This is a genomic window from Xenorhabdus bovienii SS-2004 (assembly GCF_000027225.1).
Taxonomy (GTDB): Bacteria; Pseudomonadota; Gammaproteobacteria; order Enterobacterales; family Enterobacteriaceae; genus Xenorhabdus; species Xenorhabdus bovienii_C.
This window is the reverse complement of the sequence record NC_013892.1, coordinates 1,602,719-1,618,841: the sequence shown is the minus strand read 5'-3', so window position 1 is coordinate 1,618,841 and position 16,123 is coordinate 1,602,719. Positions and strand designations below refer to the sequence as shown.

Sequence of the window (16,123 nt, the reverse complement as noted above, 5' to 3'; positions counted from 1 at the left end):
TACTTACAGAAATGATATTTTGTAAGTAGTTTGTGCAAATCCGGTTTTTATTGCTGATGCTGGTAATTATTGACACCAAGTGGCAATACTAGCTGTGCAGCAAATTGACCCTTTCGGTGTATCGGCAACGATTTTGACGCTACGTGAATACGTTAGTATGAGGGTACCATCTGTTGCGGTACCGCTTTCGGTAACATCAATCTCTGCTCGAACCAGTAAATCAATAGTGGTAACAGCTTCGGTTTCTTCACTGCCGTGAGCCAGGCAGATGAGGGCGGAGGCGTTCATACTCCTCCTCCTTTCGTTTAATATATTGATAAATAATAGTATTTTCTTTAATGGGCAACCCATAAGCACGGGCTCGGCGTAGTAAAAAACCTGTAATGTAATCTATTTCTGTATGCCGTTGTGCTCGTATATCCTGTAGCATGGATGAATAATTTTCGGAAGTCTGTTCAATCACATTCATAACATAATCAACAAGCATCTGTTTGGTCGTATGCAGATTATCGCGTTCCATCACTTGGTGAATTTCGTCGCACAGTAAATCGATTTGCGCAGTATGCTGCAATAGATTGCCATTTTTGCAGTCATAAATTACTGTGAGTGGATTGATAATACAGTTGACGGCAAGCTTGAGCCAACTGATGGTGTGGATTTCATTGTGCCATGCCACATCGGGTAGTGCATAGTGTAAGACATCCGCCAGAAAACTGAATTTATCGGCGTTAGCCGTTGCGGAACCAATATGGGTAATACCTTGCGATTTGTGGTAAACAATGCCATTTTCCTGATAGGAGCCGTGAGTGGTCACACCAAGTAAAATGGGGTTGGGCAAAGGTAAAAATTCTTCCTGTGATCCCATTCCATTGTGTAGTAACAGGATCGGACAATGAGGGGAAAGTTTAGGGGCGAGGTTATTGATGGCATCGGAAACTTGCCATGCTTTTAAACAGACGAGCAACAATTCGCTTTCGGTGAGATGTTTTTCGTCATTGGCAGGAAATTGTTGATCAAATACCTTACCATTGAAGTTATCGATACGAACCGAGACAAAAGGTTGTGGAACCCTTATCCATGTTTGAATGTCATGATTTTGCTGGGATAAGGCCACAAGCCACAGTTTACCTATAGCACCACAGCCAAGAACGGTGATTTTCATATACTTCCTTGAGATGAGAGGCACTTTTATGGAGAACCTCGAAACAATGCTGATTTCAAACGGCCTTAAATCAAACGATCTCAAATCAAACGAGCTCAGAAAGTAGCGTAAATGCCAAAAGATCGCAGAACCTCCCGAGTATAGATCTTTTGCCAATAATGGAAAGCGGTTATCATGCCAACTTATTGATAAGGAGGAGGTGACTGGTAATGCCATCATTTGATATTGTTTCAGAAGTTGATATGCAGGAAGTGCGTAACGCAGTAGAGAACGCACAGCGAGAATTAACCAATCGCTGGGATTTTCGCAACGTCAATGCGAGTTTTGAATTAAACGAGAAGAACGAATCAGTTAAGATTGCGAGTGAATCTGACTTTCAAGTCAACCAATTGGTTGATATTCTTCGTGAAAAATTTGCCAAGCGTGGAGTTGATGGCTCGGTGCTCAATGTTGCTGAAAATATGGTTCATAGCGGTAAAACCTTTAGTGTAGAGGCAACCTTACTGCAAGGTATTGATACACCATTGGCGAAGAAGATTGTGAAGCTGATCAAAGACAGCAAACTGAAAGTGCAGGCACAGATTCAGGGTGAACAAGTCCGGGTTACAGGCAAAGCGCGCGATGACCTGCAAAGTGTGATGACACTGGTTCGTGGTGCAGAGTTGGGGCAACCTTTCCAGTTTACTAATTTCCGTGATTAATTTACGGTAATCGACGGTTTTTTTTGGATTGACCAAAATATTTAAGGGAAGCAGAGTAATTTCAGTAATTACTAATGCTTCCCTTAATAAATTTCCCATCAAATAAACTTGATTATTTTTATTTAAAATAATTTCCGAGTGAATTTCTATTTTTTTGTAGAACGCGATTCATAATATAATACTAATAAATGATGAGGTATAAAGTTAAAAATGCGTGAGTTAGGATGATGATCGAAGTTATATAGTTAGACATGTAATTCTAATTTTAAATAAAGGAGAGTTTATGTCAAAGTTAACTCAGTTGGATCCTCGCAGTGAAGAATCTTACCGTTTAGATCATTTTATTTCGGCAACAGAAACAACAAAATTTAGTTATACATCTGGAAGAGTTGCTTTACCCGTTTATAATAAATATAACGTTAAAAATAAACCTAAGGTCATAGGTTATTATACTGATTGGTCACAATATGATAGCCGCCTGCAAGGTAATCAAACTCCTTCAGCGCGGGGAAGAGGTATTGATTTACAACACTTGCTTGATAACCCTTTCGCCTATGATAAATTAATTATCGGTTTCTGTGGGATAGTAGGTGATCAAGGTGAGAAAAAAGCGTTAATTTCTCGGGCAGCACCGAAGTTTGGTCGTTACAATAATGGTGAAGTCACATTTACCGATGAATGGGGCGATTGTCAATCTTATGTAAACTGTACTTTCCCTAGGTGGCAAGACGTTCAAATGCCCAGAGATTTCAAGCAGGACAAATCTATGGGAGTGCTAGGTGGGTTGGCAAAAATACAGGATGCAGCAAGGGCGCAAGGCCATGAACTAGTAATGTCATTCAGCGTCGGTGGTTGGACCATGAGTAATGGTTTTTACAATATGGTCAGGAACAGCCAATTGAAATCCAAATTTATTTCCAGTTTGATCGATATCTTTAAACGCTTCCCCATGTTCACTGAAGTAGATATTGATTGGGAATATCCTGGAGCGAAAGGAAACGATAACCCGCACGACCCGAAAGACGGTGAGTATTATATTAGCCTAATCCGAGATTTATCTTCTGCATTTAAGAATGCAGGACGTTCTGATATTAAAATTAGTATCGCTTGCTCTGCCGTACCAGATATTATGGAAAAATCCAAAATACCTGAATTATTAAAGGTTGGATTATATGGAATTAATGTCATGACCTATGATTTCTTTGGTACTCCGTGGGCTGATAAGTTAAGGCACCATACTAATTTGCGCCGTTATCCTGGTAGTGAAAATAGTGTGGAAAAAGCGGTTGAGTATCTACTCAGTGTTGGTGTGCCATCTCAAGCTATCAATATTGGTTATGCTGGATATTCTCGTAATGGCAAAAATACTAATATTACCAGTTATTCACCATTATCGGGCAGCTATAGCCCTGAAATGGGTACGACGACTGGGACATTTGAGTCCGGTTCAACAGAATGGTATGACACGATATATAATTATTTGAATCTAGAGTCTCGTCAAGATAGAAATGGTTTTACCCTTTATACAGATGAAGTTGCGGATGCAGACTATCTTTATAACCAAAACAGTAAATTGTTTATATCACTGGATACACCGCGTACAGTGAAAGCCAAAGCAAAATATGCATTGGAAAAAAATCTAGGTGGAGTATTTACTTGGACAGCAGATCAGGACAGAGGGCCATTAGTGAATGCAGCTCGTGAAGGTCTGGGGTGCCCATTGTTGATTAAGAAAATTGACATGGAGCCTTTCTATTATAAAGGCAAAACTAACAAATAAAGTGTTATGTTTAAAGCATGGTATTGGGTAAATTACCCAATACAGACATAGTACGGTGCTAGGGTATTATTTCTATGCACCGTACTGTTCTATTACAAACGGCGGCGATTATTTATGAGACAGCACAAGCTGTTCTAATTGCTCTCGGTTGGTCTGTTTTGTATCAACTTTGACATATGCACTGAGTTCTTCTAATGCGATGACAATATCTTTCACACCCGCCTGTGACAATATTTTCTTTTCTAAGATGTCAGGATTATTCAATTGATCGGGTAAGACAATTCTGATGCTGCTGACATAAGGTGGTTGATGTAGTGTCAGGCTGATAATAAACCAGAGTGCGGTTAGCACAATACCCCCCATAAATACCAATGATGCGCCTTGCAGTTCATAGAGCATTCCACCGAGGAAACCTCCCAATGCGACACCGAGGAATTGACTGGTAGAGTAAATACCCATCGCCGTACCTTTGTAACCAGCGGGCGCTTCTTTGCTGATGAGTGATGGTAAAATAGCTTCCATGATATTAAAAGCAAGGAAGAATATCTGAATACCTGCAAAAATTCCCCAAAGGTGTGAGCTCACTGACCATAAAATTAATTCGGCGATGAATAATAGGCCGATGCAAAGTAAAAAAACCTGTTTCATACGGCGTTTTTTTTCTGCGTAGATAATGAAGGGTAAAACAGCAATAAAAGAAATGAGGGTAGTAATTAAGTAAACTTTCCAGTGTTGTTGTGGTGGAAAGTCTGCTTTTTCCATGATGAGGGGGAGAGCAATAAAACTCGACATTAATAAAGTATGCAGGCTGAGAATACCAAAATTGAGTTTTAGTAGCTGAGAGTCAGAGAGCACACGTCGAAAACTGCCACGGGCAATTCCAGATTCGCGATTCAGTATGTGTTTATGAGCAGGAGGTACAGCGAATAAGGTGATCAAGATACCACAACTGGCCAGGATCGCTATTGCGCCAAACAGGCCATTTAACCCTATTTGGTGTGTGATGATAGGGCCAATAACAATAGCAAAGGCGAAGGTAATACCAAAACTAATGCCAATGAATGCCATCGCTTTTGTACGATTCTGTTCGCGAGTAAGATCAGAAAGTAATGCCATGATTGCAGCAGATATTGCCCCAGCACCCTGTAAGGCTCTGCCGATAATAATGCCCCAAATAGAGTCGCTCAAAGCCGCAGTAATACTGCCTAGAACAAAGATAAGCAGCCCACCGATGATTAGGGGTTTTCTACCGATTTTGTCTGAAAGCAATCCGAATGGGATTTGAAATATTGCCTGTGTCAAGCCGTAGATGCCAATGGCAATCCCGATCAGCGCTTCGCTGGAACCCCGTAATTCTAAGCCATAGGTCGTTAAAACAGGTAAAACCATGAACATACCTAACATGCGCAGAGAAAAAACAGAACCTAAGCCCCATGTTGCTCGAAGTTCAAGCGGAGTCATTTTATTATCGTTCATGATACCTCAGAAAATTCGATATGACATTTCACTTAAATAGGAATATGCCACTGTAAAATGCTAATTATCTCATTAGTAATTAAATTATATGAATAAAAAATAACGTTTATAAATAAACAAGTTGTAAATGAATTAAGAGATAAGGGAAAGGAAAAAAGAGCAGGGGGAAAACCCTGCCCTCTTGATATTACCGAACGTAAGTCAGAAGAGTTTCTGGAGATGCTGTTGAATCGACAGACATCATGACGCTTAAAGACATGATAGCGACAATAGAAAACATAAATAACTTACGGGCCCAGATACGATCATTAGCAGTTTTATAACCCGATAATGCCATACCTAACCACCAGATACTCACTGCGGCGGCTACGATGAGGTATTTGTAACCTGCGTAGCCGCTGATTGTCAGCATCAAGGTGGCAACCATAAAGGCCAGAATATATAGAGTGATGTGGTTTTTCGCCACAGAAATACCCTTAATTACTGGCAATACTGGAATGTTGGCGGCCTGATAATCTTTGAACCGAAAAATAGCAATGGCATAAGAGTGAGGCATTTGCCATAAACTGAAGATTAACAACAGTATGAGTGCCCCTGTGTCAAACTGCCCCGTTACTGCACAATAACCAATAACTGGAGGTGCTGCACCTGACAAGCTACCAACCAGAGTGCCGTAAACAGATTTTCTTTTCATGTAGAGGCTATAAACCCCAACATAAATCAAAAACCCGATGAGGGCTAACTGCATTGCTAAAGCATTGGCTGCTATATAGAGCAGCACTATGCCAGCAATACCTAGCACTGAGGCGTAAATCAGGCTGATTTTCGGATCGATAAGCCCTTTAACAAGGACCCTGTTTTTTGTTCTCTCCATGATTCGGTCGATATCGCGGTCGATATAGTTGTTAAATACACAACCAGATGCAACTACCAACGATACTCCGAGCATCGTAGCAAAGAACAATGGGTAATCTATTACGCCCTTGGAAGCGAGTAGAAAACCTCCAACCACAGAAATTAGATTTCCGAAAATAATTCCTGGTTTGGTCACTTGCAGGTATTGCTTAATCATTCAAGTCAACTCTTTAATCAACCATCATATTGATGTTCAGGTTGTACATAATCCACAGAGAGCCGACAACAACGATAGCGATGACAAGCAATGTGAATATCAAAGCGACGAGGTTCCAACGTTCTTCAGACGATGTGTTCATGTGCAGAAAACAGACGAAATGTACAAAGATCTGAATCACGGCCATGCCGATAACTGTAAGCAGGATTGTGCTCTGGGAAGCACTGCCATCCATCACCATCCAGAATGGAATTACGGTCAGTATGACTGACAGGATAAAACCAATCATGTAGGTTTTGAAACTGCCGTGGTCGGCACCGGAATGAGAAGTATTTGGATGACTCATTACATAGCTCCCATCAGATAAACGACAGTAAATACACAAATCCATACTACGTCGAGGAAGTGCCAGAACAGGCTCAGACAACTCAGACGAGTACGATTCACTTCCGTCAGACCACGGCGTGCAACCTGAACCATCATGATAATAATCCAGATCAAGCCACAAGTTACGTGGATACCGTGAGTGGCAACCAAAGCAAAGAAGGATGACAGGAATGCACTGCGATCAGGGCCAAAACCTTCTGAAATCAGTTTATGGAATTCATAGATTTCCATCGAAACGAAACCGAGGCCGAACAAGAAAGTAATGAACAGCCACAAGTTAACTTGGCCTGTTTTACCTTTGTTCATGCTCAGCATGGCGAAACCATAGGTGATACTGCTGAACAGTAGCAGGAAGGTTTCGACCAGAACAAATGGCAATTCAAAAATATCTTTACCGGATGGACCGCCTGCCGTGCCGTTGGCCAGTACTGCATAAGTGGCGAACAGGCTTGCAAACAGAACCAAGTCACTCATCAGGTAGATCCAGAAGCCAAATATCTTCATGGAGCCTACGTCATGGTGCCCATGATGCTCATGGGCGGCTGTGTTGTTAAGGGTTTGAGTCGACATTATTTCACACCTGCCTTTCTCAGTTCTTCGTAATGCTGATTTTCAGTTTTTTCAACTTCAGCTACAGGAACGTAGTAATCAACATCTTCGTCAAAGCTTTTCACGATCCAAGTGATGATAGTACCGGCGAAACTTGCGATAGCCAGCCACCAGATATCCCAGATCATGGCAAAGCCGAAGATCAGGAGGAACGCACTGATAATGATGCCCGCGCTTGTGTTTTTAGGCATATGAATTTCTTCATATTTAGCCGGACGTTTATGAGCAGTGTCTTTCTCCTTCATATCCCACCATGCGTCACGAGTCTGGATATGAGGAACTTCAGCAAAGTTATAGAATGGAGGCGGAGATGAAGTTGACCATTCCAAAGTACGGCCACCCCATGGGTCACCAGTCAGATCACGGTTTTGTTCACGGTCACGGATACTGACGTAGAACTGAATAACCTGACACAGAATACCAAGAGCAATTAAGACAACGCCACCCGCTGCAACAACCAGCATAGTGTGAAATGCAGGGTCGATATCTTGGCTCAGACGGCGGGTCATGCCCATGAAGCCCAGTGCGTACAGTGGCATAAAGGCTACGAAGAAACCGGTGATCCAGAACCAGAATGCACGGATACCCCATTTTTCGTTCAGTGTGAAACCAAACGCTTTCGGGAACCAGTAAGCAGTACCTGCGAAGCAGCCAAATACCACACCACCAATAATAACGTTATGGAAGTGAGCAATCAGGAACAAACTGTTATGCAGAACGAAGTTCGCACCAGGTACGGCCAGCAGAACACCTGTCATACCACCAATGGAGAAAGTGACGAGGAAGCCAACAGTCCACAGCATTGGGGTTTTAAATTCGATACGACCACGGTACATGGTGAACAGCCAGTTGAAGATCTTAACCCCAGTTGGGATAGAGATAATCATCGTGGCGATACCAAAGAAGGCGTTGACGTTCGCGCCAGAGCCCATCGTAAAGAAGTGGTGCAGCCATACAATGAACGACAGAATGGTAATAACAATCGTCGCCCATACCAGAGAGGTATAACCAAACAGACGTTTTTTCGCGAAGGTTGCTGTGACTTCAGAGAATATACCAAAGACAGGCAGAACCAGAATGTAAACTTCTGGATGGCCCCAAGCCCAGATCAGGTTGATGTACATCATCATATTGCCGCCCATATCATTGGTGAAGAAATGGGTGCCCATATAACGATCCAGAGTTAACAGTGCAACAGTGACTGTCAGGATTGGGAATGCTGCAATAATCAGTACGTTAGTACACAGTACGGTCCATGAGAAAACAGGCATTTTCATCATAGACATCCCTGGCGCACGCATACGCAGGATAGTCACGAAGAAGTTAACGCCCGTCAGCAATGTACCGATACCGGAGAGCTGGAGACTCCATATCCAATAATCAACACCAACCCCGGGGTTGTATAATTTACCCGATAGAGGAGGGTAGGCCAGCCAGCCTGTCTGTGCGAACTCACCTACACCGAGGGAGAGGTTGATCAGTACGACACCGACAACGAATAACCAGAAGCTCAGTGAGTTCAGGAATGGGAAAGCAACGTCACGCGCCCCGATTTGCAGGGGTACTACGATGTTCATCAGACCGACAACGAACGGCATTGCCATGAAGAAGATCATGATAACGCCGTGGGCGGTAAATATTTGATCATAATGGTGCGGGGGCAGGAAGCCGGCTTCACCTGCGGAAGCCAGAGCTTGCTGTCCACGCATCATGATGGCATCAGCGAAACCGCGAACCATCATGACCATGGCAACGACGATATACATGATACCGATTTTTTTATGGTCAACGCTGGTTAACCATTCGCTCCAGAGCCATTTCCATTTACGGAAATAAGTTAAGGTACCGACAACCGCCAGTCCCCCGAGAAGGATTGCAATCAGAGTCACCACAATAATGGGTTCATGTAGTGGGATTGCATCCAGTGTTAATTTTCCCCACATGCCTTTATTCCTCAACACCTGCATGAGCCGGCTGACTCATATGCATATTATGATCCGCAGCTTCACCATGTTCTGTTTTGCCGTGACCTGCCGTACCAAACATACCACCATGTTTCATGTCACCCATGAATTTGGTGATAGTTTCTTGGAATAGCTTTGGTTTCACGCTTGAGAAGTATTCAACAGGATTATTTTGGCTTTTTTCAGCTAAGTCATTAAACGCCTGCACAGTATCCAGGGTTTTAGGTGATGCCTTAACTTTCTGCACCCACTGTTCAAAACTTTCACGATCGGGTGTTGCTGTTGCAGTAAATTTCATGCCAGAGAAGCCTTCGCCACTATAGCTTGCTGAGAACCCTTTATATGTATCCGGTGTGTTAGCAATCAAGTGCAGTTTTGTCTGCATGCCTGCCATCGCATAAATCTGACCGCCTAACTGTGGGATGAAAAAGGAGTTCATCACAGAGTCTGACGTGATTTTGAAGTTCACGGGAACATTGGTAGGGAATGCAATTTCGTTTACTGTCGCAATGCCTTGTTCTGGGTAAATAAATAGCCATTTCCAGTCAAGGGAAATAACTTCAATCGTTACCGGTTTTTCTTCATAGTCCAATGGCTTATATGGATCGAGTTCCTGAGTCGTTTTCCATGTAATAGTTGCCAAGACGATGATAATCAGAATAGGCACAGTCCAGACGACAAGCTCAATTTTATTTGAGTGTGCCCAGTTTGGACGGTAAGTAGCAGATTTATTGGCTTCCCGGTAACGTAGAGCAAAAATGATTGCCATTACGATAGCCGGAATAACAACGATCAGCATCAGGCCAAACGCTGTCAGTATCAGCGTTTTTTGCTCAACGCCGATCGCCCCTTTGGGATTCATCAATACCATATCACAACCGCTTAGCATTAAAGTGGCTGCGAGTAATGACGACAACCCAATAGTTTTTTTGTATTTCATAAGTCTCATTGAGCGACCCCAGATAACAAAAGCTTTATTGTCGTTTCATCAGTGCGGGCATTCTACGGTAAGGTCACCGGAGTGTAAACAATTGTAATGGAAGCAAGATAACTTGTAGGCTTTTTATGTTAGAGGGATCACATGTGATGTAAGGTTTAACAAAAAGTTAATTTCAGATAGTTATTTTAACCAAGAGTTCAAAATAAGTATTTATTTTAAAATAACTTACTATTTTTAAAAAGGAAAAATTGACGAAAACCAAAGGAAATAAAGCTAAAACAAGCGTTTTTAACAATATAATAACCGTTGTTTATCGGTGTTGATGAGCAGCTTGTTGCTGCTCATCAGTTAAATTTATTTTAGAAGTTATATTTTACACTGTAAACAATGCCATCCTGCAAGAAATCTTCGCCTAATTTGTTATCCGCATAGCGATATTGAATCCCAGTAGTAAAGGAAGGATGTGGAGTCCACCATAACCCGACAGCACCATTGATACCCTCTCGGCCACCGTTGCCGTAGCGCTGATTACGGTTCAACTCAATTTCATTCCAGTTCGTAATACTGAATTTTTCTTGCCAGAGTTGGAAATCGTACCCTGCAACCCAGCCTACGACATAACCATTATTACCTGAGTAAAAAGTTTGATCAACATAGTGAAGTGCGACAAAAGGTTTGAACCAAACACCAGCCAGTGTGGTGTTATAGCCCAATCCATAGAGAGTATTTACTTCATGGAAGTTGCCACCGTTGGCTTTGCCTGGCAGTGAATAGGTACCATAAACATGACCATAAAGGTTGAACCCAGTATCACCTAGATAAAAACGACCTGTGGTTTTGAAGGTGTAGCGCTGGTTATCACCGGGCTGTGCAGTTTTGCTGTTAAATGGATTTTCTAAATCAAGGAAACCATATAGCTCGCCCCAACTGAACTCTGATCCACCTTCTAGTTCCAAATAAGCAAAGTCATCTTTATGTGAGGTCTGCCCTGTTTTTTGAGTGGTGTGTTTGGTCCAGTCAAGGTAGTTCATGCTGACATTGGCAAAACCCCACTGGTATTCCGCGCTGGCTGATGCAGAAACCAAGGCAGTAGCAACTGCGGTGAGTGTCAAAATATGTCTTTTCATAAATTCCCTTTATATGGTTTTAGGATAAATAAAGATGTCTTGAATGGTTCGGAATAAAATAATTCGGATAATAATATTTGTTAGTGTGAATATAAATGTTCCGCTCTTAAAAAAGACGTTTTCCAAGTCACATAATGGCTGTTTTTATTTTTATTGTGAAGTTTATCACTAAAATAAGGCAGCCAAAGGTTGAACCCTGCCAACCTTTGGCTTTTTCAGAAAGCGCATCTAAGATGCTATAGTAGGAGTTCTGGGGGAACACACTAAGCGAATTTGGTTTTCCTCAAAGCTAAATAATCCAGCGCTCCTCCCAATAGAAGTCCTACAGTACCCATTGCGATACTGAATGAGAATACGGGCGAAATTGCTTTTTGAAGTCCATCGAGGACGATAAAATGAGTAATACTACTGATGATAATTATCAGGCAGCTACAGATTAACCAAATTATAAATATGGAGGCGGCGAGCAGCATGATAATGAAGGCAATCCGATAATAGCTCTTGAATAATGTGCGGGAAATGAAATTATCGTTTTTTTCGGTATAAGTCAGTGTATTACGGCAGATAAATAAAAGCCACAGACCCGGTAATCCGATGAAAATGGAGAACAGATAAAACATAGGCCAGCCATGAGATTCAGCGAACCACCCCGCAACCGGGCCGACATAAACCCGTCCAATTGCTGCTAATGCAGAAAGCAGGGCAAATTGTGTCGCTGAAAATGATTTATTGCATAAGGTCATTAACAGGGCGACAAACGCTGCTGTTCCCATGCCACCACAGATATTTTCCAGAAAAACAGCGCCCCCCATCACGTAGATGTCTTTGGGAGTAACGGCAAGTATCCAATAACTCAAATTTGAAACGGTCTGGAGAATGCCAAATATCATCAGAGCGCGAAACAGGCTCCATTTATGCATCAAATAGCCGCCATATAGAGCGCCTACAATGGTAGCAGCCAGACCGAGGGTTTTATTGATCATACCGACTTCAGCAGCAGTGAAGCCAACACCACGTATAAGGAACGTTGTACTGAGAGAGAGCGCAAATGCATCAGCAAGCTTATACAGTACAATTAATAGCAGGATAAGCCAGGCATTGTTTCGGCTAAAGAAATCAGATAAGGGTTCTAATACTGCCTGATGTAATGTTTTTGGTGGCGCTGTATTAATTTTTGGTTCTTTGGCAGTAAGTGTGGCATAAACACCAATGAGCATCATACCTGCCATTATCAAGTACATATTCTGCCAGCCAATATAGGTGGTCAGCCACAATGCTAAACCACCGGAAACCAGCATGGCTATCCGATACCCCAGAACGGAAATTGCGGCACCGGAACCGCGCTCTTCCTGTGAAAGTAAGTCGGTTTTATAGGCGTCAAAGATAATATCTTGGGAAGCGGAAAAGAATGCGACAGAGACGGCTAATGCTGCGAGCCACCATAAATGTTCAGATGGTTTGAGGAAAGCCATTGTGGCAATACTGACGATAAGCAGGAGTTGAGTGACCAGCATCCATCCCCGCCGCCGCCCTAAAAATGAGGGCGAATATCTGTCCATTGCCGGAGCCCAGAGGAATTTAAAGACATAGGCTTGACCAACCAAAGTGAAAAAACCGATGGTTTTGATATCCAGATTTTCAATTGTCATCCATGCCTGTAATGTTCCTCCCGTGAGTGCTAGGGGTAGACCAGAGGCAAAACCTAGTAAAAGAAGGATGTAATAATTGCGTAGTGTGGATAGCTTATTGAGATAATGATTAGTCATGAGCCTCCCAAGAAAACTTTCTGCACATTACCTAACTGGGCAGAGTTTGGCAGAAAGTTTTTTCATCTCCTGTTAGCGAACGTTTTGTTTGATGAAGGTGCTGACTGACAAATCTTGAGCCATGTCTGCGATCACGTCAGATAAAACTGTGTTTACGGCATCAGCAATTTTCGCATTTGTTGCACTTAATGGCCCTTGAACATTGTAGCTAGTGCGATAGTTTTTGATTTGCTGACTGCCATCTTGGGCATAAACAATAATGGAGATTTCTGCTTTTGTAGAAATATCGTGGCGTAGACTCCCTTCCTTTACATTGGCATAAAGCTGATTCACAACGACTTGTAAGTTGGCATTGGCGGGGGAACCAATCATATAGCCGCGAGCTACCATTTGCTTTTCCAGTGCTTCTTGGAGTAAAAACCGTAAATCACGGGAAGGTGTCAGGGTAACCAGTCTGGCATCACGGTTAACTTGAGCCAGTGCTTGAGATTGACGATGATCGACCCCACTAATACTGATTGTGATCGCTTTCATTGTCGGATCTACGGGTGGCAGGGTAATTTTTGGTTGAATTGCCAATGTATTGCCGGAGTTTGCACAGCCAGCTAAAAAGAAAAGTGCAAGCAATGAAGTAAATATTTTTTTTAGCATGTAGATTTTCTCATTCAGGATACGGATACCCGATATATTAATACCGGTAGTATAAACAGTCGCAATCATAGCATTGCCATTGGTAGCGGCATATCCCTAATGAATGCTTGAAACATAGGGAGAAATACCCCCAAGTAAATTCTGTTAAAGATATTTGGCTACTCTGATGTTATAACTCACGGGAAATAAACTAGAATCAATTATATGGTTGATAAATAACCTTTGGTGATGAAGGAGAATGGGATGGTTCGTCAGGAAATAGAAATAAAGTTACAGGCGGCATTTAAGCCTTCTCATCTGGAAGTGATCGATGAAAGTTATCGTCATAATGTGCCAGCAGGTTCTGAAAGCCATTTTAAAATAATTGTGATCAGTAATGAATTTGTCGATCATCGAGTACTTAACCGCCATCGCGCAGTATATAGTGTCTTAGCCAAAGAGCTGGAAGAAGGCGTACATGCTTTAGCGCTTCATACTTATACGGAAAAAGAGTGGGCAGAATTGGGAGACACTGTTCTAGCTTCGCCTGCATGCCGGGGAGGAAGAACGACGACGTCAGGTTTGTGATTTTTCCGGGTTAGACTATATATCCTGCTTAATTTTTTATTTTATTAATCTGATTTTAATTTTAGACTTCAGCCTTCGGGCTGTATTTTTGTATATATTCACACCGGATAGACGATATCGTGATGCAGTCATTGAGCCATGTTTATCACAGAAGTCAACGAATATTGCCTGCTTCTGTCTGCAATTCTCGACTCATACTGTCTGCGTCGCTATAATGCTGCGTCTGAATTTTTAGAATGGTTTCGGGACGCTTCTGATCACAGGGATTCTCGGTTTTTAAATACGACCGCCCCGGTTCTTGATGAGTGTTGTAATCAGCCAGTTTTTCAGGCATTACGACATTCTGAAGTTGACCGAGCACTATGATTTTTTTGAGGTAACAAGATGCAAGTTTCTGTTGAAACCACTCAAGGCCTTGGGCGTCGTGTATCAATCACCGTTCCTGCTGCCGACATTGAAAAAGCAATTAGCAGTGAATTGGTTAATGTAGCGAAAAAAGTCCGTATCGACGGTTTCCGTAAAGGCAAAGTGCCTATGAATATCGTCAAACAGCGTTACGGCGCTTCCGTTCTGCAGGATGTTCTTGGTGATCTGATGCAACGCAATTTCGTCAATGCGATCATTGAGAATAAAATTAATCCAGCAGGCGCACCAAGCTATAAACCAGAGCAGTTTAAAGATGGTGAAGACTTCATTTATGCTGTTGAGTTTGAAGTTTATCCAGAGATCGAACTGAAAGGTCTGGAAGAGATCGAAGTTGAAAAACCGGTTGTTGAAGTTAAAGATGCAGACGTTGACGCTATGCTGGAAACTTTGCGTAAACAACAGGCAGATTGGAAAGAAACTGATGAAGCAGCGGCTGCGGAAGATCGCGTCACTGTTGACTTCACTGGTTCTGTTGATGGCGAAGAGTTCGAAGGCGGCAAATCAACTGATTTCGTTCTGGCAATGGGCCAGGGCCGTATGATCCCTGGTTTTGAAGAGGGCGTCGTTGGCCACAAAGCGGGTGAAGAATTTACCCTCGATGTGACTTTCCCAGAAGATTATCATGCAGAAAACCTGAAAGGGAAAGCTGCAACGTTTGCTATCAACCTAAAGAAAGTTGAACAGCGTGAACTGCCAGAACTGACCGAAGAGTTTATCAAACGTTTTGGTATTGCTGACGGCACTGTTGATGGTCTGCGTACTGAAGTGCGCAAAAATATGGAACGTGAACTGAAGAACGCGGTTCGTAGCCGTATCAAGACTCAGATCCTTGATGGTCTGGTTAATGCGAACGAAATTGAAGTTCCAGCAGCGGTTATTGATGGCGAAATTGATGTGTTACGCCGTCAGGCTGCTCAGCGTTTCGGCGGCAATGAAAAACAAGCTCTGGAATTGCCACGTGAACTGTTCGAAGAACAGGCAAAACGCCGCGTTGTTGTTGGTTTGTTGTTAGGTGAAGTCATTAGCAGCAATGAGCTGAAAGTTGACGAAGATCGCGTTAATGTGTTGATCGAAGAGATGGCTTCTGCTTACGAAGATCCAAAAGAAGTGATCGAATACTACAGCAAAAATAAAGAAATGCTGAACAACGTCCGCAATATTGCTCTGGAAGAGCAGGCTGTTGAATTTGTTCTGAATAAAGCAAAAGTTTCTGAAAAAGAAGTCGGCTTTAATGATCTTATGAACCAAAATCAACTGGCATAAGTTTCATTTATTGATTACCTGAGATAATGAAATTTCTCTCAGTAATGCAAACCCGCAGGCTATGCTTGCGGGTTTTTTTATTGTCCTTGAAAAAAACAGATTTAACCTCATATCCTTTCTTACTATTATGTAAGGGCTTACTACTTTTTAGGGGGAGAAAGCCCTCTGTTAGTTAACTTTGGATCATGGTCATCATCGCTTATCTCAAGTAGAATCAGTTATGAATGGCACC

General features: G+C 42.4%; 15 protein-coding genes and 1 pseudogene. 4 read left to right on the top strand and 12 right to left on the bottom strand.

Annotated features, from left to right (window positions below; genetic code table 11):
* Positions 1 to 114: 114 nt before the first annotated feature.
* Together XBJ1_RS22405 and panE are read right to left on the bottom strand one after the other, a co-directional pair.
* A pseudogene (locus XBJ1_RS22405) lies at positions 115 to 288 on the bottom strand (DJ-1 family protein); the annotation flags it as partial.
* On the bottom strand, positions 248 to 1,162 hold the full coding sequence (gene panE / locus XBJ1_RS07110) for a 2-dehydropantoate 2-reductase (protein WP_012988156.1): 915 nt from the start codon (positions 1,160 to 1,162) through the stop codon (positions 248 to 250). The gene panE and the pseudogene XBJ1_RS22405, both read right to left, overlap by 41 nt.
* Positions 1,163 to 1,371: 209 nt before the next feature.
* Between panE and XBJ1_RS07105 the strand changes: the two genes are divergently transcribed.
* Positions 1,372 to 1,863: a YajQ family cyclic di-GMP-binding protein gene (locus tag XBJ1_RS07105; RefSeq protein WP_012988155.1), complete on the top strand. Its 492-nt coding sequence runs from the start codon at positions 1,372 to 1,374 to the stop codon at positions 1,861 to 1,863.
* Positions 1,864 to 2,146: 283 nt separating this feature from the next.
* Positions 2,147 to 3,643 carry a glycoside hydrolase family 18 protein gene (locus tag XBJ1_RS07100; RefSeq protein WP_012988154.1) on the top strand — a complete coding sequence of 499 codons (1,497 nt, stop codon included), beginning with the start codon at positions 2,147 to 2,149 and terminating at the stop codon, positions 3,641 to 3,643.
* Positions 3,644 to 3,751: 108 nt separating this feature from the next.
* Here the strand turns inward: XBJ1_RS07100 and XBJ1_RS07095 are convergent, their stop codons facing one another.
* The 9 genes from XBJ1_RS07095 to XBJ1_RS07055 all read right to left on the bottom strand — a co-directional run bounded on the left by XBJ1_RS07095 (position 3,752) and on the right by XBJ1_RS07055 (position 13,635).
* Entirely contained in the window at positions 3,752 to 5,119 is a 1,368-nt protein-coding gene (locus XBJ1_RS07095) for an MFS transporter (RefSeq protein WP_038198617.1), read from the bottom strand.
* A 187-nt stretch (positions 5,120 to 5,306) separates the two neighbouring features.
* A complete protein-coding gene (gene cyoE, locus XBJ1_RS07090; RefSeq protein WP_012988152.1) occupies positions 5,307 to 6,191 on the bottom strand; it encodes a heme o synthase in 885 nt (294 codons plus the stop codon).
* Between the two features lie 13 nt (positions 6,192 to 6,204).
* Entirely contained in the window at positions 6,205 to 6,537 is a 333-nt protein-coding gene (locus XBJ1_RS07085) for a cytochrome o ubiquinol oxidase subunit IV (RefSeq protein WP_012988151.1), read from the bottom strand.
* Complete coding sequence (locus tag XBJ1_RS07080) at positions 6,537 to 7,148, bottom strand: cytochrome o ubiquinol oxidase subunit III (protein WP_012988150.1); 612 nt, start codon at positions 7,146 to 7,148, stop codon at positions 6,537 to 6,539. Before XBJ1_RS07080 ends, XBJ1_RS07085 begins: the two co-directional genes overlap by 1 nt.
* Positions 7,148 to 9,130 (bottom strand): cytochrome o ubiquinol oxidase subunit I, encoded by a 1,983-nt coding sequence (gene cyoB / locus XBJ1_RS07075; RefSeq protein ID WP_012988149.1) that lies wholly within the window; start codon positions 9,128 to 9,130, stop codon positions 7,148 to 7,150. Before cyoB ends, XBJ1_RS07080 begins: the two co-directional genes overlap by 1 nt.
* A 4-nt stretch (positions 9,131 to 9,134) precedes the next feature.
* Positions 9,135 to 10,100: a cytochrome o ubiquinol oxidase subunit II gene (cyoA, locus tag XBJ1_RS07070; protein ID WP_038198615.1), complete on the bottom strand. Its 966-nt coding sequence runs from the start codon at positions 10,098 to 10,100 to the stop codon at positions 9,135 to 9,137.
* A gap of 350 nt (positions 10,101 to 10,450) precedes the next feature.
* Positions 10,451 to 11,218 (bottom strand): outer membrane protein OmpK, encoded by a 768-nt coding sequence (locus XBJ1_RS07065; RefSeq protein WP_012988147.1) that lies wholly within the window; start codon positions 11,216 to 11,218, stop codon positions 10,451 to 10,453.
* 263 nt (positions 11,219 to 11,481) lie between these two features.
* The gene (ampG, locus tag XBJ1_RS07060) at positions 11,482 to 12,984 is read right to left on the bottom strand and encodes a muropeptide MFS transporter AmpG (protein ID WP_012988144.1); all 1,503 of its coding nucleotides are present in this window, start codon (positions 12,982 to 12,984) and stop codon (positions 11,482 to 11,484) included.
* Positions 12,985 to 13,056: 72 nt separating this feature from the next.
* Positions 13,057 to 13,635, bottom strand: coding sequence for a lipoprotein (locus XBJ1_RS07055; protein ID WP_012988143.1), 579 nt, complete (start codon positions 13,633 to 13,635; stop codon positions 13,057 to 13,059).
* A 243-nt stretch (positions 13,636 to 13,878) separates the two neighbouring features.
* On the opposite strand from XBJ1_RS07055, the gene bolA reads away from it, so the two are divergent.
* Positions 13,879 to 14,202, top strand: a complete 324-nt coding sequence (gene bolA, locus XBJ1_RS07050; protein WP_012988142.1) for a transcriptional regulator BolA — start codon at positions 13,879 to 13,881, stop codon at positions 14,200 to 14,202.
* 154 nt (positions 14,203 to 14,356) lie between these two features.
* On the opposite strand, the gene XBJ1_RS21765 is transcribed toward bolA, so the two are convergent.
* Positions 14,357 to 14,536 (bottom strand): hypothetical protein, encoded by a 180-nt coding sequence (locus XBJ1_RS21765; RefSeq protein ID WP_038198613.1) that lies wholly within the window; start codon positions 14,534 to 14,536, stop codon positions 14,357 to 14,359.
* 50 nt (positions 14,537 to 14,586) lie between these two features.
* Here XBJ1_RS21765 and tig point away from each other — a divergent pair, with 50 nt between their 5' ends.
* Positions 14,587 to 15,891 (top strand): trigger factor, encoded by a 1,305-nt coding sequence (tig, locus tag XBJ1_RS07040; protein ID WP_012988140.1) that lies wholly within the window; start codon positions 14,587 to 14,589, stop codon positions 15,889 to 15,891.
* The last annotated feature ends 232 nt before the right edge of the window (positions 15,892 to 16,123 follow it).